This is a genomic window from Nocardioides sp. Root140 (genome assembly GCF_001426745.1).
In the GTDB taxonomy this organism is placed as follows: domain Bacteria; phylum Actinomycetota; class Actinomycetes; order Propionibacteriales; family Nocardioidaceae; genus Nocardioides.
Map to the genome: position 1 here is coordinate 172,892 of NZ_LMFI01000001.1, position 21,749 is coordinate 194,640.

Here is a 21,749-nt window from a genome sequence, read left to right on the forward strand (position 1 = left end):
CGCCGGACGTGCGCGGGTTCACTGGAATCCCACCCACGACTCATCGGGAGACAGGCCATGCAGCTCACCAGTTCCGCACGCACTGCCCCCTCTGCAAGCACCGTCATCGAGGGCGCGACCATCGTCACGATGGACGGCTCACGGCGCGAGATCGCCGACGGGTACGTCGTGGTGCAGGGCTCGCGCATCGTCGACGTCGGCCCGGGCCCGGCGCCGTCGTACCCGGGTGCCCGGGTCGTCGACGGCCGCGGCTGCCTGATCACCCCGGGCTTCGTCAACACGCACCAGCACCTCTACCAGTGGGTCACCCGCGGGCTGGCCGCCGACGCGACGCTCTTCGAGTGGCTCACCACGCTCTACCCGGTGTGGGCCGGCATCGACGAGACCTCCGTCCACGTGGCGACCCAGGCAGGCCTGGCCCGCATGGCGCTCACCGGCTGCACCACGGCAGCGGACCACCACTACGTCTTTCCGCGTGAGGGCGGCGACCCGCTCGCCGCATCGATCGTGGCGGCGGAGGAGGTCGGGCTGCGGTTCCACCCGGCCCGCGGCTCGATGGACCTCAGCCGCAAGGACGGCGGGCTGCCGCCGGACTCGGTGGTCCAGGAGCGTGACGAGATCCTCGCCGTGACGGATGCCGCCATCACGCGCTGGCACGACCCGTCGCCCGGCTCGATGCTGCGGATCTCGGTCGGACCGTGCTCGCCGTTCTCGGTCAGTGAAGGGCTCATGCGTGACTCGGCCGAGCTGGCCCGACACCGCGGCGTACGGCTCCACACGCATCTCGCCGAGACCGTCGACGAGACCGAGTGGTGCGAGGTGCAGCGGGGCTGCACGCCCTTGGAGTACGCCGAGCAGTTGGGCTGGTCGGGCTCCGACGTGTGGTTCGCCCATGGCATCCACTTCGACGACGCCGAGGTCAAGCGGCTCGGGGCGGCCGCGACCGGCGTCGCGCACTGCCCGAGCTCCAACGCCCGCCTCGGTGCCGGAATCGCCCGCGCCGCCGACCTGCGCGAGGCCGGCTCGCCGGTCGGCCTCGGTGTCGACGGCGCGGCCAGCAACGAAGCCGGGTCGCTGTTGGAGGAGGCGCGGCACGCGGTGCTCTTCGCTCGGGCGCGTGGTGGGCCGCGTGCCCTCGGCGTACGTGCCGCGTTGGAGATGGCCACTCTCGACGGTGCCAGGATCCTCGGCCGCGAGGACGAGATCGGGTCGCTCGAGGTCGGCAAGCTCGCCGACCTCGCCGTGTGGCGGCTCGACACGCTTGCCCATGCCGGCATCGACGATCCGGTGGCGGCACTCGTGCTCGGGTCGACCCCGCCGCTCGAGCTGCTGCTGGTCAACGGCCGTCCCGTGGTCGAGCAGGGGCGGATGGCCACGGTCGACGAGGAGTCGCTCGCGCGCCGAGTGGCCCGGGTGCAGCGCGACCTGGTCCGGAAGGCCGGTTGACGTGAGCGCCGACGCAGCCGCGCCCAGCGGGCCGGTCCAGTCGATCGGTCGCGCGCTCGGCCTGCTCGAGCACCTCGCCGACGCCGGCCAGCCCCTGGGGCTCTCGGAGCTCGCGGCACTCTGTCGGATCCCGGTCTCGACGACGCACCGGATGCTGGGCGGGTTGTGCCAGGCGGGCTATCTCTACAAGGGATCCGACCGGCGCTATCGCCTCGGCCCGCGTCTGGTCGCCCTCGGTGGTGCGGCCATGCTGCCGATCGCTCCCGACGTCTCCACCTGGCTGGCCAGGCTGGTCGAGGCCACCGGCGAGACGGCGAACGCCGCGACCCTGTGCGGGGACACGGTGCTCTTCGTCGCGCAGGTCCAGTCCTCACAGGCGATGCGCTCCTCGACCGAGGTGCACCGCCGGACGATGGCGCACTGCTCGGCCGTGGGGAAGGCGCTGTTGTCGCTGCTGGCCGACGACGAGGTGACCGCGCTCGCGGAACGCACCGGTCTCGATCGACCTACTTCCCACACAGTTGGGTCAGTCTCGGAGCTGGTCGCTGCCGTTCGCGTCGTACGCCGCCAGGGTTTCGCCCTCGACGACGAGGAGGAGGAGTACGGCGCGCGCTGTGTCGCCGTACCCGTGCCGTCCGCGCCGTTCCCGCTGGCGGTGTCCGTGGCCGGCCCGTCCGCCCGCGTCACCCGAGAGCGTGTTCCCGCCCTCGCCGCCGAACTGCACCGGGTGATCAGCTGACCTCATGCACGGCACCGAGTGGCCAGCCGCTGAGTCGCTTCGTTCGCGGGGTGGCGTAGGTCCTGATCTTGCTGGTGGACAGACCGAGCCCGATCAGGGCTTCGGCGAGCTTGATGGCGGCGGTGACGCCGTCGACGACGGGCACGCCGGTGGCGGCCCTGACGGCGTGGTCGAGACCGGCCATGCCGCCGCAACCCAGCACGATCACCTCGGCCCTGTCCTCCTGGACCGCGCGCTGTGCCTGTGTGGTGATCGCCTTCACGGCGGCCTCGGGGTCCTCCTCGAGTTCGAGGACGGACAGCCCGCTGGAGCGCACGGATGCGCATCGGGCGTCGAGGCCGGCCAACTTGAGCCGGTCCTCGATCAGGGGCACGGTGCGGTCGAGGGTGGTGACCACGGAGTAGGTGTGGCCGAGCAGGGAGGCGACGTGGCCGGCTGCTTCGGTGATGTCGACAACCGGCACGTCGAGGAGTTCCTGGAGACCCTCGCGGCCGTGCTCGCCGAAGCCGGCCTGCACCACGGCGTCGTAGGCGCCCTGGTAGCGGGCGACCGCGTCCATCACGCCAACCGCGGCGAGGTAGCTGTCGAAGTTGCCCTCGCAGGAGTCGGGACCGAACGAGGGAGTGAGGCCGATGATCTCGGTGCCGGGGGAGGCGACGGACCGGGCCGAGGCGACGATCGCGTCGGTCATCGAGACGGTGGTGTTGACGTTGACCACGAGGATGCGCATGAGGTGAGCCTTTCGTTGTTGGGTCAGGGCAGGACGGCGGCGATGTCCCAGCTGGCCCGGATCAGCAGTGGCACGACCCGGGAGACGACCTCGTCCGACATCCGGGTGGTGGGGCCGGAGACCGAGAGCGCGAACCGTTCCGCACTGTCCGGCACCAGGACTGCCACGCAGCGGACCCCCGTCTCCTGCTCTGCGTCGTCGAGCGCGTAGCCCGCCTCGGCGGTCAGGCGCAGTCTCTCGACGTAGGTGTCCGTGTCGGTGATCGTGTTCTCGGTGTAGCGCGGCATGCCGGTGCGGGCGAGCAGGCGGCGTACCTCGTCCTCCGCCATCGCGGAGAGGATCGCGTTGCCGGCCGCGCAGCAGTGCGGCAGTACGCGGCGGCCGACCTCGGTGAACATCCGCATTGAACGGCTGGACGGGGCCTGGGCGACGTATCGCACCTCGTCCCCGTCCAGCATGGTCAGGTGCACGGACTCTCCGAGCTCGTCCGCAAGCCTGGCCAACCTCGGTTGCCCCCAGTTCGCGAGCAGCAGCCTGGAGGACGCGTGGCCCAGGCGGACGAGCGGAGCGCCCAGGACATACTTCCGTGAGGGCTCCTGGTGGAGGTAGCCGAGCTTGGCCAACGTGCTGACCAGTCGATGCATCGACGACAAGGGGAGGCGCGACTCGGCCGCCAGCTGAGCAACGCCCATCCTCCCGTCGTTGTCCGCGATCAGCTCGAGCACCTCGAACGCCCGCTGCAGCGAGCGGTGGGCTTCGACCTGGGCGCCGGTGGCCACGGCAGGTCAGCTGCCCAGGTCGATGGTCCGGCCGAGACCCTTGAGCAGCGCCTTCTCCACGACCATGCGTGCGGTCGCCATGTCCTGGATGGCGAGGCCGACCGAGTTGTAGAGCGTGATCTGGTCCGGCGAGCTGCGACCCGGCCTGCTCCCGGACGCGACTTCACCGAGCTCCAGGTCAAAGTGGTCGTAGCCGATGTCGCCGTTCGCGAACGGAATCATGACGTCGCCCGACTCCTGGCGTGCCACGTCCACCCGGTCGACGACGACCAGGCTGCGGCGGATGCCCTCGGAGTCGATCTCGCGGTGGTCCACCCGTGGCGGCGCCCCCACGGCGTTGACGTGCAGGCCCGGCCTGAACCAGGCGCCGCTCACCAGCGGTTCCCTCGACGGGGTGAGCGTGCACAGGATGTCCGCCTGCGACACGACGTCCTCGACGGAGTCGGCCACCTCGACGTGCACGCCCGTCTGTCGGGCGTGCTCGACGAAGCCCGCGGCGGTCGCGCTGGATCGCGTCCAGACCAGGACCCGGTCCACGGGGCGCACCAGCCGAATGGCTTCGAGGTGTGCCCGAGCCTGCCCGCCTGCCCCGATGAGCCCGAGGCAACCGCCAGACGGGTTCGCGAGGTGTCTGGTAGCCACGGCCGAGGCGGCGGCGGTGCGAAATCGGGTGACGATCCCACCGTCGATGAGCGCCTTCGGGGCACCCGTCGTCCCGTCGGCCAGCAAGATGGCGGACTGCTGGGCGGGCAGTCCCCGGGCCCGGTTGCTCGGGGTGTCGGTCATCAGCTTGACGCCCCCGACCTCCATGGAGCCGATGCCGGCGACCATCGGCACATAGAGCACGTCGCTGCCCTTCAGCTCGAAGGCCGCGCGCTCTGGCTGGATCGCGTCACCTGAGGCGAGGGCGAGGTGCGCCTGCTCCACGACCTCGATCACGTCGGTCATGTCGATGACCTCGGCCACGTCCGAGCGCGTGAGCACGATCGTCATCGGGCTGCTCCGACGGTGCGTACGGCGTCCTCGGCCGGGCGCGGGTCGACCAGGTCGTCGTAGCGGACCGGTTTTCCCACCAGGCCGTCCTCGACCTGGATCCGCAACCACTCGTCGTACCCCTCGGGCGCGATGCGGATGTCCTCCCAGATCCCGCGCTGACGCAGGTCGTCGACGATCTCGATCAGGTGGTCGGTCTCGATCCCCGGCCACTCGCGGGCCAGGAGCGACTTCGCCTCGACCGCGGAGTGCTCCCGCAGCCAGTCGTAGGCACGCTGCATCGCACGGCAGAAGCGCCACACCGTGTCGTCGCGCTCGAGCCGCTCACGGTCGGTGTAGTAGACGCTGTTGGGCATCAGCCCGCCGTCGACGTCGTGGCGTGCCACGATCGAGGCCTTGCCCGCACGCTCGAGGAGCGCGCCGTTGATGGCGTCGGTGACGAGCGCGTCGCCGTGCCCCCCGAGGAAGAGCTCGGTGAGGGTCGAGCCGGCCAGGTCGCGGACCCAGCGGACCTTGGTCATGTCGACCCCGGCCTTCCGCATCAGGCCAGCGGTGTGGACGTACGGCGCCGTGCCACCGGCCCCCGGGGCCAGGACGATCTTGCCCTCAAGGTCTCGCCAGGAGAATCCGGGAGCTGGCTCGCGCATCACCAGGACCTTCGGGTTTCGCGAGTTGAGGGCGGCGACGGCGACGTAGTCGCGGCCGCGGCCGTGATACATCGTCGGGACCCAGATCCCGCCCAGCACCAGGTCGGCGGTGCCGTCGCTGAGGTCGGTCAGGACCTGCGTCCAGTCCGTCGGCGCGCTGCGGGTGAAGTCGAGTCCCTCGTCCGCGAAGAAGCCCTGTTCGCGGGCGACGTACTCGGGGAGGTAGTTGGGCCAGTGGGAGGTGGCTGAGACGTGGAACTTGTCCATGGTCATGGTCCTTTCGGAATTGGTGATCTGGTGGTGGTCAGGAGCGGGGGAGCAGTGAGGTGGGGTTGATCTCCTCGAGGGTCCGGCCGTGAGTTTCCGGGGCGAAGCGGGTGGCGACGGCCATCACGGCGTACATTCCGGAGATCACGATGAAGACGGTTCCCATGCCGGAGCTGTCGAGCAGCCAGCCGGCGCCGATCGGCGCAAGGGCCCCTGCGACGTTCCCCTGGACAGCGATCATCGCGGTACCGAAGGCACGCACGCGGGTGGGATAGAGCTCGGGGGACCAGGCGAAGATCGTGCTGTTCAGGAGCAGCACGAAGAACTGGAAGGCACCGCCGAAGAGCAGGATCGTGGCAGCCGACGATGCGAGCGTGCCGAAGGCCAGGGCGGAGAGGCAGGCGGCAATGGCGCCGACGGTCATCACCAGACGGCGTGGCCAGTGGATCGCGGCGTACGTCGCGGCGACGGCGCCGAAGAGGCTGCCGAAGTTCATCACCATGGTGAACGTGAGGCTCTTGGTCACGGTGAAGCCCTGTTCGACCAAGATGGTCGGCATCAGCACCAGCACCGTGATCTGGGCACCGAACGTCATCCACGACGCGACGGCCAGGGCGCAGGTGCGGCGCAGGAGCACGCCCTGGAAGACCTCGCCCAGGTGCACCTTCGGAGCGGGACCCTCGACGTCGGTCTTGGGCGGCACGAACTCCGTCACGACGAGCTGGTCGTCGTGCAGCCTCCCCGCCTGCAGGAGGCTGAGCACGCGGTTGGCCTCGTCGTGTCGTCCCCTGCTCACCAGATAGCGCGGAGTCTCAGGCAGGTAGCGCCGGTAGAACATCACCATGAGGGCGGGAAGCACGAGAAGGCCGAACATCCAGCGCCAGCTCGTCTCGGGGCCGCCGAAGAACTGGCCGAGAGGACCGAGCACCATCGCGGCGAAGCCGAAGGAGATCACGTTGCCCAGGCCGCCGGCTCCGATGTTGAGCGACGCGACGATGGCGCCGCGGTACTTGGTGGCGACCAACTCGCTCAGGATGGTCATGCCGGCGGCGATCTCGCCACCGAGGCCGAGCCCGACGATGAAGCGGCCGATGGCGAGCACGAGGTAGTTGGGCGCCAGAGCGCAGACGAGGGCGCCGAAGCAGTAGAGGACGAGGTTGAACGCCAGGGCATAGCGCCGGCCGCGGTAGTCGCCGACGATGCCGGCGAAGACCTTGCCGATGATCATCGCGGAGATGGTGATGGTCTGCAGCAATGCGAGCTGTGGTGTGGAGATGCCCCAGATGTCCTTCAGGGTGGGGCCGATCGCACCCAGCGCGTTCTCCTCCATCACGTCGAAGAAGGCGCCGAAGAGCACCATGGCGAGGATGAGCTTGTGGGCACGGTTGAATGGGATCGCATCGAGGGCGCGAGTCACGGCGCCGGACGAGGAACGTGACGCATCGGTGGCGTCGGAGGATGTCATGGGCGGTACTGATTCTGAGGTGGTCATCAGGGCGGACCTTCCAGAGCTGCGAGCGAGAAGAGGGGGATCACAGGCTGGGTTCGGGTGAGGTCTTCATCGACCATGCCATGTGGTGTGCGTCACTCGGTAGATGTACTATGACCATACGTATGACGAATTTGCAAGAGGGAGTTCTGATGAAAGCAATCCCGCGTATGTCCATGGCGGACGCCGCGACCGAGTCCCTGCGCGAGGAGATCGCGGCAGGAAACTGGCCGGTCGGGCACCGGATTCCGCCCGAGACCGCACTGATCGAGTCGCTGGGCGTGAGCCGCACGACCGTGCGCGAGGCGGTGCGCGGCCTCGTGCACGCGGGACTGCTGCAACCGCGCCAGGGCGACGGCACCTACGTCGTCGCGACCAATGCCACGGAGGTGGCGCTGCGGCGCCGGCTCCTCACTGCCACGCACGACGACATCGCCGACGTACGCCGCGGCCTGGACGTGATCGCGGCGCGGCTCGCAGCCGAACGGCGCACCGAGGACCAGCTGAAACACCTGCGTCAGACCCTGGACGCCCGAGCGGCAGCAGGCGCGGCACTGGCGGAGGAGGACTTTGCGACCGCCGACGTCGCATTCCACCTCGCGGTCGCCGAGGTCTCGGGGAACGACGTGCTCGCGGAGCTCTACTCAAGTCTGAGCGAGGCGATGGCGCTGGACCTGAAGGGCGGGCAGTGCTTCTCCCGGTTCATCACGGGGCAGCACGACTGGCACGAGGGACTGTTCATTGCCATCCGGGACGGCGACGTCCATGCGGCTGCGACCGCTGCCATGGCGCTGATCGACAACGCCGGCGCAGGCGAGGGGGAGATCGGCTGAGACAGTGCGCGCAGTTCGGGTGGCAGTCGGCGTGGAGAGGAGTACGGCGCCCGCGACACGATGACGCGACGCGCGACCCTGAGCGAGCGAACCGTCATCTCCACCGGCGGTTGGGACGAGCGTTTCGGCAGTCGTCCGGGCGGTTCGGACGGTCGGGTGGTCGTGAGGCTCGGTCCTGGCCAGTCTTCCGGGTGGACGACCTACCTCGCGGTGACCTTCTTCGAGTACGCCGACGCTGGCGACCCGCCCTTGGCGTTGTAGGCGACGACCCGGAACCTGTAGTAGCCCTTCGCGAGCCTGAACGTGTACGCGCGGGCCTTGGCCGAGACCGGTGCGGAGACCTTCGAGCCGACGACCCTGCCCTCCACGATCTTCGAGGCGATCACCTTGTACGAGGTGATCGCAGCGCCACCGTTGTTCAACGGAGCCGCCCAGCGAGCGGTGGCGTTGACCGGCGTCCCCGCCTTGCCCGATGACGGGCTACCGATCCTGGGAGCCGATGGCTTGAGAGCCACCAGGACCCTGACGGTACGACCGGGGGCCGTTCCTGGGAGCTCGGCGTCCATCTGGGGATTCAGCTTCACGGTGTGGTAGCCGTACGTCGAGAACGTCTTCGTGAAGCTCCGCACTGCTGCGGTCTGCGGGAGGATCTGGTCGTCGATGGTCAGCAACCAGTAGCGCAGGTAGGCGTTGCCGGGGTTCGCGGCGGGCTTCCAGTTGATCGTGGCCTTCAGGCCACTGGTGGTCACGGTGATGGCAGGCGCCGTTGTCGGGACCCAGCTCGCGACATGCCGGTTCAACGTCTTCGGGACTCCGCCCCCGGCGGCGTTCAGAGCCGTGACTGCGACGTTGACGTCGTGGCCGCCCTGCACGGTGATCGCCCTCGACCTGGTGCTTGCGGAGACCTCGACCGGTCCTCCGTTGATCCCGCTGATCCGGTAGCCGTTCGGCGCCGGTCCGGACGACGGGGCCGTCCAGGTCAGCGTGCCAGCGCTCTTGCTGGTGGTGAGGTTGATCGACGCAGGAGCGTTCGGCGTAGCGCCGTTCGTGTCCGCGCAGCCGGTGATCGAAAGCTTGTAGGTGCCGACGCTGCCGTAGTCGGAGTAGCCGGTGGCGAGCGGATCGCCGTTGCCGACGCCGTCGACCTTGACGTAGTAGGTTCCCGGCCCGCCGCTCGGTGAGATCGTGTCCGCGTCCATGCCGCTCGCGATCCGGTGGGCGAACCCACCGACGATGACCTGGCCAGACGGCTGGTCCGAGAACGCGACCAGCGCGTCGTTCGCCGTACGCAGGTCGACGCGCAGATCGAGACCGCTGCCCGCACCGTTTCCGAGGGCTCCCACCGAAGGTGCTGCGACGCACGGGCCGACCTTGTAGTAGTCGACGTCGCGACTGGTGATGATGCCGTCGACCGTGTAGTCGGTCCGTGCTCCCAGGCTCGTCGCGGAGGCCGCGGTGTTGCCGGCGTCGTCGGGCAGCAGAGGCAGGCCGGTGGCGACCATGGTCGCGAAGTCGTCCTGCTTGTTGGAGGCGCTGGCGTAGTCGCCGTTGCTGAACTGGAAGATCCCGTTGAAGCCGGAGCCCATGATCGGCGTCCAGGCGCCCTGGCCTCCGTAGTACTCCTCGCTAGGGATGGTTCGTCCGTCGTGGTTCAGGCCGAGAGTGTGCCCGATCTCGTGCGCGGTGACGGTGGCCGTGAGGAACGCGTTCGCCTGCTTGCGCACCCAGATGGGCTCCTTGGAGTCGGTCCCCGAGTCGGTCGGATCCGCGAACTGGCCGAAGACAGCGATTCCGGCGCAACCGGAGCAGATCGGGTTGGAGTCCGGGTCGTTGCTGAACAGGACGTGGTCGCCGTACGTGTCGTCGGCGATGCCGTCGCGGTGGTAGGCGGCGGGGCCGGTGTCCTCGGTGGTGATGTCGACGTCGTACGCCACGTACATCTCGGCGACGATCCGCCAGAGCTCCTGCATGTAGCTGTGCTCGTCGGCGTTGAAGGTGCCCAGGTCGCCGTCGATCGAGAACCCGTCGTACTGGCCGTTCGGGATCCCGGACGCAAAGTTCCAGTACGTGTTGCTGACGTCGGCACCGTCGAAGTCCAGGAAGATCGTGTGCTTCGAGGTCGGCCGGCTGTGCAGGGTGAAGGTCTGAGCCTCGGGGAACTGGGCTTGGGCCACCTCTGCCGATGCGGCGCTGGGTTGCGCGGGGAACGTGTCGGCGTAGACCAACTGACCACCCGGCACCACTTGGGCCGAGTCGTCGGTGGTCAAGATCCTGCGGAGCTCGCTCGTGCTCAGCCCGGAACGACGGGCAGCGTCATCGAGCTCGTCACCGAGGCGGTCGATCGCTGCCTTCCCGTGCAGGCCGGGATCCGTCGAGCGGTCCGAGGACGCCGCGGCCGCTCCTGCCACCGTGCCCGTACACATGGAACCGAGGACGAGAGCAGACAGGGATGCTGCGGTCAGGAACCGCACGAAGGCCATTGGGCGAGTTTGTCCGTTGGGCACCGGTCTTCGCAGCCCTTTGGGAATCTCGTCCGACATCGCCTGTGTGGGTCTGCTCCACAATCTGGTGGCAGGACGCAGTGGTTCTCCTCGCTGCGGTCAACCTCCCCAATCACGCCACGGCAGGCACTGTCCACGCAGGCAAGCGGGGCATCCAGCTCGTGGCGTCGCGGTGTTGCCGGGAGGAGTTCTGAGGCATTGGGGCTGCGTCCGTCTGGCGCAGATCAGGTGATCCTTGTCCGCTTTCGCGGGGTCGTCTGGGGCAGGGCGGCGCGATGCTGGTGGGGTCATCAGCACTCGACAGGAGACGTACCCGTGACCGAGACCATCGCAGGCATCCAGATCCCCGACACCGAGCTGGCTCGCGCGGCAACCGCGCTGGTGCGGGAGGCGACCGACGACCCGCTGGTGGGGGACTCGCTGTTCCATCACTCCCGGCGCGTCTTCCTCTGGGGGATGTTGAAGTCGAGGGCGCGGGACATCGAAGTGGACGCCGAGCTGGCGTACGTCGGCGGCATGTTCCACGACCTGGGACTCACTCAGAAGTTCCGCACGACCGACCAACGTTTCGAGATCGACGGTGCCGACGCGGCGTACGACTTCCTGCGTGAGCACGGCCGCTCGGAGGCGGACGCGCGCGACGTGTGGCTCGCCATCGCCCTCCACACGACTCCCGAGCTGCCCCTGCACCTGGCTCCCGAGGTCGGTGTGGTCACGCTGGGTGTGGAGACCGACGTACTCGGTCTGGATCTGGACGAGATACGCGACGAGGACAAGAAGACTGTTGTCGCGGCCCATCCGCGCCCGGACTTCAAGCGGCAGATCCTGCACGCCTTCAACGAGGGGATGGCGGACCGCCCGGAGACCACGTTCGGCACGATGAACGACGACGTGCTCGCCCACTTCGATCCACGGTTCGAGCGCGCGAACTTCGTCGACATCATCGAGAACAACGCCTGGCCGGAGTGACGTCTTCTGTGGCCCCATCGGGGTCAGTGGGACGCGCCCGTTCCTGGCTCCTGAGCAGGAGTCGTCGTGGTGAACCGTGCCCGGTACTGGCTCGGCGAGACACCGAACCTGGCCTTGAAGAGTCGTCGCATGCTCTCCGCGCTACCGAAGCCGACCAGGCTCGCGGCCTCGGCGACCCCGTGACCGCGATCGAGGAGTGACTGGGCGTGCTCGAGCCGGGTGCGCTCCACGAACCTGGCCGGGGAGGTGTCGAGCTCGGCGGCGAACAGTCGGGCCAGGTGACGGGGGCTGACCCCAGCGTGCTGAGCCAGCGAACGGGTGCTGTGCTCGAGAGACGGCTGTGCGGAGACCAGGTCCACCACAGCCCGCAGTGAAGGTGTTCGTGGAGGGCGGATCTGCAGGGGAGCGGCGAACTGCGACTGCCCGCCGGGTCGCTGCATGAACATCACCAGGTTGCGTGCGACCTCGCGGGCGAGATCTGGTCCGTGGTCCTCCTCGACGAGGGCGAGTGCGAGGTCGATGCCGGCAGAGACACCGGCCGAGGTGTAGATCCCGCGGTCCTGCACGAAGAGCGCATCCGGGGACACGGAAACCTTGGGGAACGCGCGTGCGAGCAGATCCGCGTGACGCCAGTGTGTTGTCGCCCGACGGCCGTCCAGCAGACCGGCGGCTGCGAGCACGAATGATCCCGTGCAGATGGACACCGTGCGACGCGACCGGGCGTGAAGTTCGGTCGCGGCAGCGGTGAGGTCGCTCGGGATGGGCTTCACCGGGAGGTCGTCACCGCCCGAGACGATGACCGTCTCTGCTTCGAGGACATCCGTGGACGCACCGTCGACGGGCAGGGTGGCTCCGATCGACGTGACGACTGCGTGACCCGTAGGGGAGACGTAGCGAAGCTGGTAGCGAGTTCCGAGTCGGTTGGCTTCGGCGAAGACCTCAGCAGGCCCGGTCACGTCGAGCATCTTCATACCGTCGAACACCAGGAATACGACGTGGTGCGTCCGGGGCATGGCCAGTTCCTTCCCTGCTGAGTCAACGGCGGAGTCTTGCTCGGGTCAGTGTGCCCGTTCGCACGGTGGCGGAGCACGGTGGCTGAGAACCAACGCCTGGTGACATGTGGCGCAGCGTCGCAGACAACGTAGGACCCCTGCTCCTGTGCAGCTCCGCATAGTCTCGAACCAGTGGGAGAAACGGTCTCGGCCTTGAGTGGACGTACGGTCGCGTTGTGGACATCGCAGCTCGCATCAAATCTGGCCAGGGGGACTTCGTCATCTTTGCGGTGACGCCGCCCAGGAGGTCGACACCGACGGACCGACTGCCGGAGATCGCACGCGCGACCGTCGAACGACTTGAGCACCTCGATCTCGATGGCCTGGTCCTCTACGACATCGACGACGAGAGCTCCCGCAACCCGGAGGAGCGTCCGTTCCCGTTCAGCCCCACGGTCGACCCCGCCGAGTACCGAACGGAACATCTGGAGCAGTGGGGGACTCCGGTGATCGTCTACCGCGCCGTGGGCAAGTACCAGCGCGAGGACCTGCGCTCCTGGATCGCCGAGCAGGACCCTCGCCGTACGTTGTCGGTGATGGTCGGCGCCGCCTCGAGCGGATCTTCTCCCTCGGTCTCGCTCGCTGATGCGCAAGCGATGAGCGCCGCGCTCAACCCGGACCTGCTGCTGGGCGGGGTCGCAATCCCCGAGCGGCACAGCCGCCGCGAGAACGAGCACCTGCGACTGATCGCGAAGCAGGAGGCGGGCTGCCGGTTCTTCGTGACGCAGGTCGTCTACGACCTCAATGCGGCCAAGAACCTCGTCTCTGACTACCGATACGAGTGCGAGTCACGAGGGCTGGTGCCGGTGCCGATCGTGTTCACCTTCTCGGTGTGCGGCTCGATGAAGACGCTGGAGTTCCTGCGCTGGCTGGGAGTCGACGTTCCGAGATGGATCGAGAACGACCTCCGGCACGCGGCGAACCCGCTGTTGGCATCCTTGGCGCAAGCCACCGCGACGGCGGTCGAGCTCATCGACTACTGCCGCCGGCTCGGGGTGCCGTTCGGCCTCAACGTCGAGAGCGTTTCGATCCGCCGCGAAGAAATCGAAGCGTCCGTGGAGCTCGCCGGTCAACTAGCCGGGCATCTGCGGAAGTAGCCAGCCTGCTGCTGGAAGACCTGCCCCGAGGGGAACTCCTTCAGCGGCGGCGTACGCCGGGTCGCCTCCGAGGTGATGGGCGAACCACCAGCGCTCTCCGGCCGCTCAATGCTGCACCAGGCCAAGAAGCGTGGTGTCCGAGACGACCAGGCTGCGGCGGAGCTGCTGCTCGTTCAGCCCGTCGACCTTCTTCAGCAGGCAGTGGCGGGCGAACGTCAGAAACGCGAGGGCGGTCTCCAGTTCCCCAGAATCTTCGCGAGGTGTCGGCTCTCGTTGGGACTCAAGCATGTCCGAACGCTAGTGGAACCACGGGAGTGCGTGTCGTCCTGGGCGGGAGCCGAGCATGTCGCGTTCGGGCCTGGCTTGTCGGTGGTCGGAGCGAAATTGATCCGTGCAGGCCAAACCTGCTCGGGTGTTTCTGGGGATAACTCGGCTCATTCGTCACACGCGTTCACAACGGTCACCACCTTCGTGCATTTGTTCAAAAACAGGCATATCAGGCGTAAAATCGTGCCCATGAGCAACCCCGACCACATCGGCCCCGGCACCCACCCGGTGCTCGAGTGCGCAGCGGTGATCGAGACCTCGTTGAAGTCGGTCGCCGACGTCAACCCCGCCTTCATGACCACCGCCGAGAAACGCGCCGCCCTGGTCGAGCTGACCGACCTCGGCTCCCAACTGGAGTCCCTGCGGCTGCGGGTGATCGCGGCCGCAGGCGACGTGGCCGAAGCAGACGGCGACCCCAACGTCGCCTCCTGGTTGACCCCACGCACCCGCACCGGGGCGGGCGCGAACCACCAGGCCGAGAAGCTGGCCACCTCCCTGGACACCCGCTGGAGCGTCGTCGCCGCAGCCCTCGCGTCGAGGGCGGTGCACCTGGAGCAGGCCAAGGTGATCGTGGCCGCCCTGGACCGACTGCTGGCCAGTGCCGAAGTCCCTGAGGACGTGATGGCACCTGGTCGAGCTCGCCGCGCAGCACTCCCCGCACGACCTGCGGATCCTGGGCCGCAAGATCCTCTCCATCGTCGCTCCACAGTTGTGTGAGGACGAGGAACGCAAGCGGGTCGAGGAGGAGGAACGCCGCGCGCACGCGAAGTCCCGGTTGTGGTTCAAGCGCAACGGTGACGGCACCGTGGAGCTGCGCGCCACCCTGTCCGAGGCCGCCGCGGCCCGCCTCAAGGGCATCCTGAACTCGCTGACCTCGCCCCGGCACCAGTCCACCCCGGGTGGGGGTGCGGCCCCGTTGACCGATCCCGCGACCGGTCAGAAGGTTCCCTTCGACCAACGCCGTGGGCTGGCCTTCGAGGCCCTCCTCTCCGTGGGCCAGAGCATCCTGGCCGCATCGGCCGACACGGTGAAGGCCCCGGCACCAGTCCACCCCGGGTGGGGGTGCGGCCCCGTTGACCGATCCCGCGACCGGTCAGAAGGTTCCCTTCGACCAACGCCGTGGGCTGGCCTTCGAGGCCCTCCTCGAGGGCCTGGACCCCGACGCCCTCCCGGTGCATGCCGGCAACGGCACCACCCTGGTGATCACCATGGACCTGGCCGACCTGCTCGCCGGCGTCGGGGTCGGGGTCCTGCCCGACGGTGGCAAGATCTCCGCCACCCAGGTCCGCCGCCTCTCGTGCACCGCGAAGATGGTCCCCGCCGTCCTGGGCGGGGAGTCCGAGGTACTCGACCAGGGCCGCGCAAAACGACTCTTCACCGGCCCGCAGATCCTCGCCATGGGGATCCGCGACAAGACCTGCCGCAGCGAGCGGGGAGTCCGAGGTACTCGACCAGGGCCGCGCAAAACGACTCTTCACCGGCCCGCAGATCCTCGCCATGGGGATCCGCGACAAGACCTGCCGCAGCGAGGGGTGCCTGGTGCCGGCCAAGTGGTGCGAAGCCCACCACCACACCTTGTCCTGGTTGCACGGAGGTCGGACCGACACCAAGGACGGCAAGCTCTTGTGCTCGTGGCACCACCACCGTGCCCACGACGACACCTACGACATGACGCTGATGGCCAACGGTGACGTCCGGTTCCGCAAACGCACCTAGGCCATACCCGAATGGCCGCAGACACAAGGGGCAGCACACCGGGGCCGGTCTTTGGCATGCCCCGGTGTGCCGTGGTGGTGGGGGCTTGGTTTCGAGACGGTCGCCAGAGCGACCTCCTCAACCAACGGTCGCGCGGGGAGGCATGGCGGGGGTCTCGATACGGTCGCAGAGCGACCTACTCGACCACCGAAAAGGCTCCGCGACCTACTCGACCAGCGAGAGAACGCTTGCCTGGTCGGAGTCCTCGGAGCTGACCAGGTCGCCGTCGACCCAGACGGTTCGGACGTCGGCGGGGGTGCCGAGGGCGAAGGTGCGGGCCAGGGCCTCGGCGGCGTCGGAGGCATGTGCGAGGCCGACGTCCAGCGTTGATCCTTCGGCAGGGCAGAGCCACTGGGCGTCGAAGCGCTTGCCGACCGAGAAGTCGCCGACTTCGTCCAGGCCGAGGGCGGCAGCGCCGGCGCTGGTCGCCAGATGGAGCAGGTGGGCGGCGGTGAGCGGATGGCCGAGCTCGCCGAGCAGCTGCTGGGCGAAGTAGGCCTGCAGGCCTTCCTTCAGCAAGGAGAACCCGGTGCCGGCGCCAACGTCGGACCCGAGCGCCACCCGGACTCCCGCAGAGAGATGGCGGGCCAGCGGGAAGAGCCCGCTCCCCAAGGCCGCGTTCGACGTCGGGCAGTGCGCCACGGCCGCGCCCCGTGAGGCCAGCACTGCGAGCTCGGGGTCGGTCGCGTGGACGTTGTGCGCGAGGACGGTGCGGGGTCCGACGAGGCCGTGCTTGTCGTAGGTGTCGACGTACGAACTGCCGCCGAAGAGCTCGCCGACCGCCGCGATCTCACACGGGTTCTCGTTCACGTGAGAGGTGAGCATCGCGCCGGGCACCTCGGACAGGACGGCACCGCACGCAGCCAGCAGATCGTCCGTCGAGGAGAGGGAGAAACGCGGGGTCACGGCGTAGCGGTTGCGGCCAACACCGTGCCAACGCCCAGCCAGGGCTAGCGATTCGGCGTACGCGCGCTCCGGCGTCGTGTGCAACGGGGGGAGCAGGCGACGGTCGCCGACCACGAGTCCGCTTGTGACCCGCACGCCGACCCGCGAGGCCTCGGTGAACAGGGCGTCGACGGCAGGGGCGTTGTGGGCGCCGAAGACCAGGGCGCTCGTCGTGCCTGCGGCGACCAGGCCGCGCACGAAGTCGGAAGCGACGCCGACGGCGTAGGGCAGGTCAGCCATCCGCGCCTCCTCAGGGAGCGCGCACTGGTCGAGCCAGTCGAGCAACGGCATGCCCAGCGCACCGATGACCCGCGCCTGCGGGAAGTGGACGTGGGTGTCGACGAAGCCGGGCAGCACCAGGCCACCGCTGAGGTCGACGACGTCCTCGCCGGGGTGCTGGCGGCGGAGGTCGGCGTACGGTCCGCGGGCGACGATCACGCCGTCCTGCACCAGCAGGGCGCCGTCGCTGTCGGCGCGCAGTGCGCCGCCGGCGAACGGGTCGTCGGGGGTGTCGAGGAAGGTTCCCCGGAAGAGCGTCATCAGGAGACCTCATGGTTCGTGGGTACGTCGGCGGCAGGTGCCTGGTCGGCGTGGTCAGTGGGTACGTCGGCGGCGAAGAGCTGCAGCAGCCAGGCCGCGACGCTCACCGCGATGGTGGCGGGGACCTTGCCGGTCAGCTCGGACAGGCCGATGGGAGTGGTGATGCGGGCGATCGCTTCGGGGGAGTGGCCCTCGTCGGCGAGCTTCTTGCGGAATCGCGCCCACTTGGCGCTGGAGCCGATCAGGCCGATGGTGGCCAGCCGGTCGCTGCGCAGGGCGGCGTCGCACAGGGCGGCGTCCTCCGCGTGGTCGTGGGTCATCACGAGCATGTGGGTGCCGTGGGGCAGTTCACCGACGACCAGCTCGGGCAGCACCGGGACCTGGTGCACGTGCACGTTGGCGACCGCGTCGTCGAACGAGGACAGTCGCTCGGCGGTCAGCTGGTCGGCACGGGAGTCGACCAGGTGCAGCTCGACGTCGTGCCGGGAAAGGATGCGCGCGAGCTCAAGGCCGACATGGCCCATGCCGAAGATCGCGACTGACGGTACGACGGCCAGCGGCTCGAGCAGCAGGTCGACCTCACCGCCGCAGCACTGGACGCCGTGCTGGAACGGCGCCTTGTCGGACAACGCGATCTCCAAGCCCTCCGGCTCGGCGACACCGTCGGCGATCATCACCCGGGCCCGCTCGACGGCGACCGCCTCGAGGTTGCCGCCGCCGACGGTGTCCCAGGTCTGGTCGGCCGAGACGACCATCTTGGCGCCGGCCTCGCGCGGTGAGTGGCCGCGCACGGCGGTGATCGTGACGAGGACGCCTGGCTGCCGCTGCTCGCGGAGCCGTTGCACTGCTCGCATCCACTGCATCTCGGTCACACCCCACCCAGCTCGGCGAGGGCGGAGTCGCGGGCGACGTCGCGGGCCGGGCCGCTTGCCGGGTCGGCGGGCAGCGAGGAGCGCGCCGACTCGAGAGCCCAGTAGACCGCCTCGGGCGTCGCGGGGGAGGCCAGCTCGACGCTGGTCCCGGCCGGCCCGAATGCGGCGGCGGCCTGGCGCAGCGCCTCGCGCACGGAGAACGCCAACATCAACGGCGGCTCACCGACGGCCTTGGAGCCGTAGACCGCGCCGTCCTCGTGGGCCTTCTCGAGCAGCTTCACGTTGAGGACCTCGGGCATCTCCGAGAAGCTCGGCAGCTTGTAGGTGCTGGCCGCCTGGGTCGCCAGCCGGCCCCGGTTCGGGCCGTCGGACTCGTCCCAACGGAGGTCCTCGAGGGTCAGCCAGCCGGCCCCCTGCACGAAGCCGCCCTCGATCTGGCCGATGTCGATCAGCGGCGACAGGCTGTCGCCGACGTCGTGCACGATGTCGACCCGGCGCAGCGTGTAGGAGCCGTCGAACCCGTTGACCTCCACCTCTGCCGCCGCGACGCCGTACGCGAAATACTTGAACGGCGTGCCGCGCATCGCGGCGGCGTCCCAGTGCAACCCCTCGGTCTTGTAGAAGCCCGCGGCCCAGAGCTGGACGCGCTGGAAGTAGGCCTTGTGCACCAGCTCCTCCCAGGTGAGGCCATCGCTCTCGACCTCGGCGAGACGGGCCTTGATCTGCTCGCAGGCGTTCTTGATCGCGGCGCCGTTCAGGTCGGCACCGGAGCTCGCCGCGGTCGCGGAGGTATTGGGCACCTTGTCGGTGCGGGTCGGCGCGAGCCGGACCCGAGAGAGGGGTACGCCGAGCGTGGTCGCCGCGACCTGCAGCATCTTGGTGTGCAGGCCCTGGCCCATCTCGGTGCCGCCGTGGTTGATCAGCACCGAGCCGTCCTTGTAGACGTGCACCAGCGCACCTGCCTGGTTGAACGCGGTCAGGTTGAACGAGATGCCGAACTTGACCGGGGTCAGCGCGAGACCTCGTCGGGCGTCGGGGTGGCTGGCGTTGAACTGCTCGATCTCGGCCTGCCGGCGGGCGACGTCACCGTTCGCGAGCACCTGGCTCCAGCAGGCTTCGAGCCGCTCGGCGTGCCGCACCTCCTGGCCGTACGGCGTGTCCTGGCCGGGCTCGTAGAAGTTGCGGTGCCGCAGCTCGCTCGCGTCGACGCCGAGCATGGGAGCGCACCGGCCGAGGATGTCCTCGATCACGAGCATCCCCTGTGGCCCGCCGAAGCCGCGGAACGCGGTCTGCGAGGTCTTGTGGGTCTTCGCGATCCGACCGTCGACGCGGAGGTTGGGGATCCAGTAGGCGTTGTCGATGTGGCACATCGCGCGCGCCAGGACCGGCTCGGAGAGGTCGAGGCTCCAGCCGCCGTCGGCGGTCAGCGTCGCGTCGAGCGCGACGATCCTGCCGGCACTGTCGAAGCCGACCCGCCACGAGGAGTGGAAGCCGTGCCGCTTGCCGGTCATGGTCATGTCCTGCGTGCGGTTGAGGCGGAGCCGGACCGGGCGACCGGTGAGCCGCGCGCCGAGGGCGGCGATCGCGGCGAACCCGTGCGGCTGCATCTCCTTGCCGCCGAACGCGCCGCCCATGCGCAGGCACTGGACGGTCACCTCGTGGCTCGGCACACCGAGGACGTGCGCCACGATCTCCTGGGTCTCGGACGGGTGCTGGGTGCTGCTCTGCACGAACACCTGCCCGCCCTCGTCGACCAGCGCCAGCGACACGTGGGTCTCTAGGTAGAAGTGCTCCTGCCCGGCGAACTCGAACTCACCCGAGAAGACGTGCTCCGCCGTGGCGAACGCGCCCTCGGCGTCGCCGCGGGCCAGGTGCGGGGTCGCGCCCTGGAAGCTGTCGGCGTCGATCGCGTCGCGGACGCTGACCAATGAGGGGAGCGGCTCGTAGTCGACCGCGACGGCCAGGGCGCCCAGGCGTGCTGCTTCCAGCGTCTCGCCGAGCACCCAGCACAGTGCGTGCCCGTGGAACATCGCCTCGGAGGGAAACAGTGGCTCGTCGTGCTTCACCCCGGCGTCGTTCACCCCCGGGACGTCGTCGGCGGTGAGCACCCGGACCACACCCGGAACGGCGTACGCCGGTGCCACGTCGAGCGCGGTGATGCGCGCATGCGTGTGCGGGGACTGGACCGGCCACGCGTGCAGGACGTCCTTGGTGCGGAACACCAGGTCGTCGGTGTAGAGCGCCTCGCCGGTCACGTGCAGTGACGCGCTCTCGTGGGGAAGGGGTTCGCCGATCATGCGATCGCCTCCTGTCGGTGGGCGGCGTACAGCCGGAGCAGGGACTGGCCGAGCATCGCCGAGCGGTACGACGCGCTGGCCCGGTGGTCGTCCATCGGGGTTCCTTCGCCGGCCATCACCGCGGCGGCCTCGCGGACCGTCTGCTCGGTCCACGGGCGACCGACCAGGGCGGCCTCCGTGGCACTGGCGCGCAGCGGCGTCGCGGCGACTCCGCCGAGCCCGATGCGAGCGCGGATCACGCTGCCGTCGATGACGTCGAGGGCGAACCCGACGGCCACACTGGAGATGTCGTCGAAGCGGCGCTTGGCGATCTTGTGGAACGCGGTCACCGGCGACAGCGGCAGCGGGAAGCGTACGGCGCGGATCAGCTCACCCGGCTCCTTCAACGTCGTCCGGTAGCCGGTGAAGTAGTCGGCCAGCGGCACCACCCGGTCGCCCCGGGGCGACGACAGCACCAGCGACGCGTCGAGGGCCAGAAGCGCGGGGGGTGTGTCACCGATCGGCGAGCCGGTGCCGAGGTTGCCGCCGATGGTCGCTCCGTTGCGGATGAGGCGCGAGGCGAACTGCGGGAACATCTCGGCCAGCAGCGGCACACGGCCCTCGAGCAGTCGCTCGATCTCGCTGAGGGTGAGGCCGGCGCCGAGGACCACCTCGTCGTCCCCGAACGAGAACTCGCGCAGCTCGGGCAGCCGGTCGACCGCGACGACGTACGGCGCACGCACGCCACGGATGTTGACCTCGACCCCGAAGTCGGTGCAGCCGGCGACCACCTGCGCCTCGGGGTTCTCGGCGAGCAGATCGAGAGCCTCGGCGAGGTCGGTGGGCCGGCGGAACTCTGCGCCGTCCACGCTCAGCACCGTGGCCACGGCCGCCGGCGGAGGTGCGGAGGTGCGGGCGGCGAACGTGTCGCCTGCCGCCGGGGCACCGAGGGCGTCGGCGGCGTCCTTGATCGGTCGGTAGCCAGTGCACCGGCAGAGGTTGCCGCTGAGCGCGTGCAGGTCGAAGCCGTTGGCGCCGTGCTCGTGGTCGCCTGCCGAGCCGTTGCCGTTGCCGTCGGTCGAGGGTGCCGCGCCTGCCGAGACCCGGCCGGGGCGGTAGTACTCCGCCGCCATGCTGCACACGAAGCCCGGCGTGCAGTAGCCACACTGGGAGCCGCCGCGCACCGCCATCTCCCGCTGCACGGGGTGCAGCGAGTCGCACGAGCCGAGGCCCTCGGAGGTGACCAGCTCCTGGCCGTCGAGTGCGGCGACCGGCACGAGGCAGGCGTTGACCGCGACCCACTCGGTCGGGGTGTCGGCGCCGGGCCGGGCGACCAGCACCGAGCAGGCACCGCACTCGCCCTCGGCGCAGCCCTCCTTCGCGCCGGTCAGGCCGCGGCTGCGCAGCCAGTCGAGCGTCGTGGTGTGCGCGGCGACGTCGGTGACCTCGGTCGCCTCGCCGTTCACGGTGATGGTCGATGACTCCATGGCTG

General features: G+C 69.3%; 19 protein-coding genes and 1 pseudogene. 8 read left to right on the forward strand and 12 right to left on the reverse strand.

From position 1 onward, the window contains the following. Positions 1-57: 57 nt before the first annotated feature. Together ASD30_RS00890 and ASD30_RS00895 are read left to right on the forward strand one after the other, a co-directional pair. Entirely contained in the window at positions 58-1,446 is a 1,389-nt protein-coding gene (locus ASD30_RS00890) for an 8-oxoguanine deaminase (RefSeq protein ID WP_056675566.1), read from the forward strand. Position 1,447: 1 nt separating this feature from the next. Continuing rightward, a complete protein-coding gene (locus ASD30_RS00895) occupies positions 1,448-2,185 on the forward strand; it encodes an IclR family transcriptional regulator (RefSeq protein ID WP_056675568.1) in 738 nt (245 codons plus the stop codon). Here ASD30_RS00895 and ASD30_RS00900 read toward each other — a convergent pair. The 5 genes from ASD30_RS00900 to ASD30_RS00920 are packed head-to-tail and all read right to left on the reverse strand — an operon-like array spanning position 2,178 to position 7,066. Then, positions 2,178-2,915 (reverse strand): aspartate/glutamate racemase family protein, encoded by a 738-nt coding sequence (locus ASD30_RS00900; protein ID WP_056675570.1) that lies wholly within the window; start codon positions 2,913-2,915, stop codon positions 2,178-2,180. The genes ASD30_RS00895 and ASD30_RS00900 overlap by 8 nt on opposite strands. A 23-nt stretch (positions 2,916-2,938) precedes the next feature. Beyond that, positions 2,939-3,694, reverse strand: coding sequence for an IclR family transcriptional regulator (locus ASD30_RS00905; protein WP_056675573.1), 756 nt, complete (start codon positions 3,692-3,694; stop codon positions 2,939-2,941). Between the two features lie 6 nt (positions 3,695-3,700). Continuing rightward, entirely contained in the window at positions 3,701-4,687 is a 987-nt protein-coding gene (locus ASD30_RS00910) for an ornithine cyclodeaminase family protein (RefSeq protein ID WP_056675574.1), read from the reverse strand. After that, positions 4,684-5,601 (reverse strand): ABC transporter substrate-binding protein, encoded by a 918-nt coding sequence (locus ASD30_RS00915; RefSeq protein WP_056675576.1) that lies wholly within the window; start codon positions 5,599-5,601, stop codon positions 4,684-4,686. The genes ASD30_RS00910 and ASD30_RS00915 overlap by 4 nt, the downstream gene beginning before the upstream one ends. Positions 5,602-5,638: 37 nt before the next feature. Continuing rightward, a complete protein-coding gene (locus tag ASD30_RS00920) occupies positions 5,639-7,066 on the reverse strand; it encodes an MFS transporter (RefSeq protein ID WP_056675579.1) in 1,428 nt (475 codons plus the stop codon). Between the two features lie 176 nt (positions 7,067-7,242). Between ASD30_RS00920 and ASD30_RS00925 the strand changes: the two genes are divergently transcribed. Further along, positions 7,243-7,923: a FadR/GntR family transcriptional regulator gene (locus ASD30_RS00925; protein WP_056675581.1), complete on the forward strand. Its 681-nt coding sequence runs from the start codon at positions 7,243-7,245 to the stop codon at positions 7,921-7,923. 200 nt (positions 7,924-8,123) lie between these two features. Here the strand turns inward: ASD30_RS00925 and ASD30_RS00930 are convergent, their stop codons facing one another. Then, positions 8,124-10,403 (reverse strand): zinc-dependent metalloprotease family protein, encoded by a 2,280-nt coding sequence (locus ASD30_RS00930; RefSeq protein WP_056675584.1) that lies wholly within the window; start codon positions 10,401-10,403, stop codon positions 8,124-8,126. Positions 10,404-10,739: 336 nt separating this feature from the next. On the opposite strand from ASD30_RS00930, the gene ASD30_RS00935 reads away from it, so the two are divergent. Next, complete coding sequence (locus ASD30_RS00935; protein ID WP_056675587.1) at positions 10,740-11,393, forward strand: HD domain-containing protein; 654 nt, start codon at positions 10,740-10,742, stop codon at positions 11,391-11,393. Between the two features lie 23 nt (positions 11,394-11,416). Here the strand turns inward: ASD30_RS00935 and ASD30_RS00940 are convergent, their stop codons facing one another. Next, a complete protein-coding gene (locus ASD30_RS00940) occupies positions 11,417-12,406 on the reverse strand; it encodes a GlxA family transcriptional regulator (protein ID WP_056675589.1) in 990 nt (329 codons plus the stop codon). Between the two features lie 215 nt (positions 12,407-12,621). On the opposite strand from ASD30_RS00940, the gene ASD30_RS00945 reads away from it, so the two are divergent. Next, the gene (locus ASD30_RS00945) at positions 12,622-13,542 is read left to right on the forward strand and encodes a methylenetetrahydrofolate reductase (protein WP_056675592.1); all 921 of its coding nucleotides are present in this window, start codon (positions 12,622-12,624) and stop codon (positions 13,540-13,542) included. Between the two features lie 105 nt (positions 13,543-13,647). Here ASD30_RS00945 and ASD30_RS27015 read toward each other — a convergent pair whose 3' ends face one another. Continuing rightward, complete coding sequence (locus ASD30_RS27015; protein ID WP_056675595.1) at positions 13,648-13,830, reverse strand: mycothiol transferase; 183 nt, start codon at positions 13,828-13,830, stop codon at positions 13,648-13,650. 228 nt (positions 13,831-14,058) lie between these two features. Here ASD30_RS27015 and ASD30_RS00955 point away from each other — a divergent pair, with 228 nt between their 5' ends. The 3 genes and pseudogenes from ASD30_RS00955 to ASD30_RS27370 all read left to right on the forward strand — a co-directional run bounded on the left by ASD30_RS00955 (position 14,059) and on the right by ASD30_RS27370 (position 15,585). Beyond that, on the forward strand, positions 14,059-14,586 hold the full coding sequence (locus ASD30_RS00955) for a hypothetical protein (RefSeq protein ID WP_056675598.1): 528 nt from the start codon (positions 14,059-14,061) through the stop codon (positions 14,584-14,586). 356 nt (positions 14,587-14,942) lie between these two features. Beyond that, a pseudogene (locus ASD30_RS27895) lies at positions 14,943-15,269 on the forward strand (DUF222 domain-containing protein); the annotation flags it as partial. Positions 15,270-15,366: 97 nt separating this feature from the next. Next, positions 15,367-15,585 carry a hypothetical protein gene (locus ASD30_RS27370; RefSeq protein ID WP_056675601.1) on the forward strand — a complete coding sequence of 73 codons (219 nt, stop codon included), beginning with the start codon at positions 15,367-15,369 and terminating at the stop codon, positions 15,583-15,585. 204 nt (positions 15,586-15,789) lie between these two features. Here ASD30_RS27370 and ASD30_RS00965 read toward each other — a convergent pair whose 3' ends face one another. From ASD30_RS00965 to ASD30_RS00980, 4 genes are read right to left on the reverse strand one after another with little or no spacing between them, the layout of a single operon-like run. Then, positions 15,790-17,109 (reverse strand): guanine deaminase, encoded by a 1,320-nt coding sequence (locus tag ASD30_RS00965; RefSeq protein ID WP_056675610.1) that lies wholly within the window; start codon positions 17,107-17,109, stop codon positions 15,790-15,792. Further along, positions 17,109-17,963, reverse strand: a complete 855-nt coding sequence (gene xdhC / locus ASD30_RS00970) for a xanthine dehydrogenase accessory protein XdhC (RefSeq protein ID WP_235532471.1) — start codon at positions 17,961-17,963, stop codon at positions 17,109-17,111. Before xdhC ends, ASD30_RS00965 begins: the two co-directional genes overlap by 1 nt. 14 nt (positions 17,964-17,977) lie before the next feature. Continuing rightward, positions 17,978-20,278, reverse strand: coding sequence for a xanthine dehydrogenase molybdopterin binding subunit (gene xdhB / locus ASD30_RS00975; RefSeq protein WP_056675620.1), 2,301 nt, complete (start codon positions 20,276-20,278; stop codon positions 17,978-17,980). After that, positions 20,275-21,744, reverse strand: coding sequence for a xanthine dehydrogenase small subunit (locus ASD30_RS00980; protein ID WP_056675628.1), 1,470 nt, complete (start codon positions 21,742-21,744; stop codon positions 20,275-20,277). Before ASD30_RS00980 ends, xdhB begins: the two co-directional genes overlap by 4 nt. Positions 21,745-21,749: the final 5 nt, after the last annotated feature.

What these genes read in the sequence shown, in the direction of transcription:
- ASD30_RS00890 (WP_056675566.1), top strand. Translation starts at nt 58, where the DNA reads ATGCAGCTCACCAGTTCCGCACGCACTGCCCCCTCTGCAAGCACCGTC.
- ASD30_RS00900 (WP_056675570.1), bottom strand. Translation starts at nt 2,915, where the DNA reads ATGCGCATCCTCGTGGTCAACGTCAACACCACCGTCTCGATGACCGAC.
- ASD30_RS00910 (WP_056675574.1), bottom strand. Translation starts at nt 4,687, where the DNA reads ATGACGATCGTGCTCACGCGCTCGGACGTGGCCGAGGTCATCGACATG.
- ASD30_RS00915 (WP_056675576.1), bottom strand. Translation starts at nt 5,601, where the DNA reads ATGGACAAGTTCCACGTCTCAGCCACCTCCCACTGGCCCAACTACCTC.
- ASD30_RS00920 (WP_056675579.1), bottom strand. Translation starts at nt 7,066, where the DNA reads ATGACATCCTCCGACGCCACCGATGCGTCACGTTCCTCGTCCGGCGCC.
- ASD30_RS00925 (WP_056675581.1), top strand. Translation starts at nt 7,243, where the DNA reads ATGAAAGCAATCCCGCGTATGTCCATGGCGGACGCCGCGACCGAGTCC.
- ASD30_RS00930 (WP_056675584.1), bottom strand. Translation starts at nt 10,403, where the DNA reads ATGGCCTTCGTGCGGTTCCTGACCGCAGCATCCCTGTCTGCTCTCGTC.
- ASD30_RS00940 (WP_056675589.1), bottom strand. Translation starts at nt 12,406, where the DNA reads ATGCCCCGGACGCACCACGTCGTATTCCTGGTGTTCGACGGTATGAAG.
- ASD30_RS27015 (WP_056675595.1), bottom strand. Translation starts at nt 13,830, where the DNA reads ATGCTTGAGTCCCAACGAGAGCCGACACCTCGCGAAGATTCTGGGGAA.
- ASD30_RS00955 (WP_056675598.1), top strand. Translation starts at nt 14,059, where the DNA reads ATGAGCAACCCCGACCACATCGGCCCCGGCACCCACCCGGTGCTCGAG.
- ASD30_RS27370 (WP_056675601.1), top strand. Translation starts at nt 15,367, where the DNA reads ATGGGGATCCGCGACAAGACCTGCCGCAGCGAGGGGTGCCTGGTGCCG.
- ASD30_RS00965 (WP_056675610.1), bottom strand. Translation starts at nt 17,109, where the DNA reads ATGACGCTCTTCCGGGGAACCTTCCTCGACACCCCCGACGACCCGTTC.
- xdhC (WP_235532471.1), bottom strand. Translation starts at nt 17,963, where the DNA reads ATGCGAGCAGTGCAACGGCTCCGCGAGCAGCGGCAGCCAGGCGTCCTC.
- xdhB (WP_056675620.1), bottom strand. Translation starts at nt 20,278, where the DNA reads ATGATCGGCGAACCCCTTCCCCACGAGAGCGCGTCACTGCACGTGACC.
- ASD30_RS00980 (WP_056675628.1), bottom strand. Translation starts at nt 21,744, where the DNA reads ATGGAGTCATCGACCATCACCGTGAACGGCGAGGCGACCGAGGTCACC.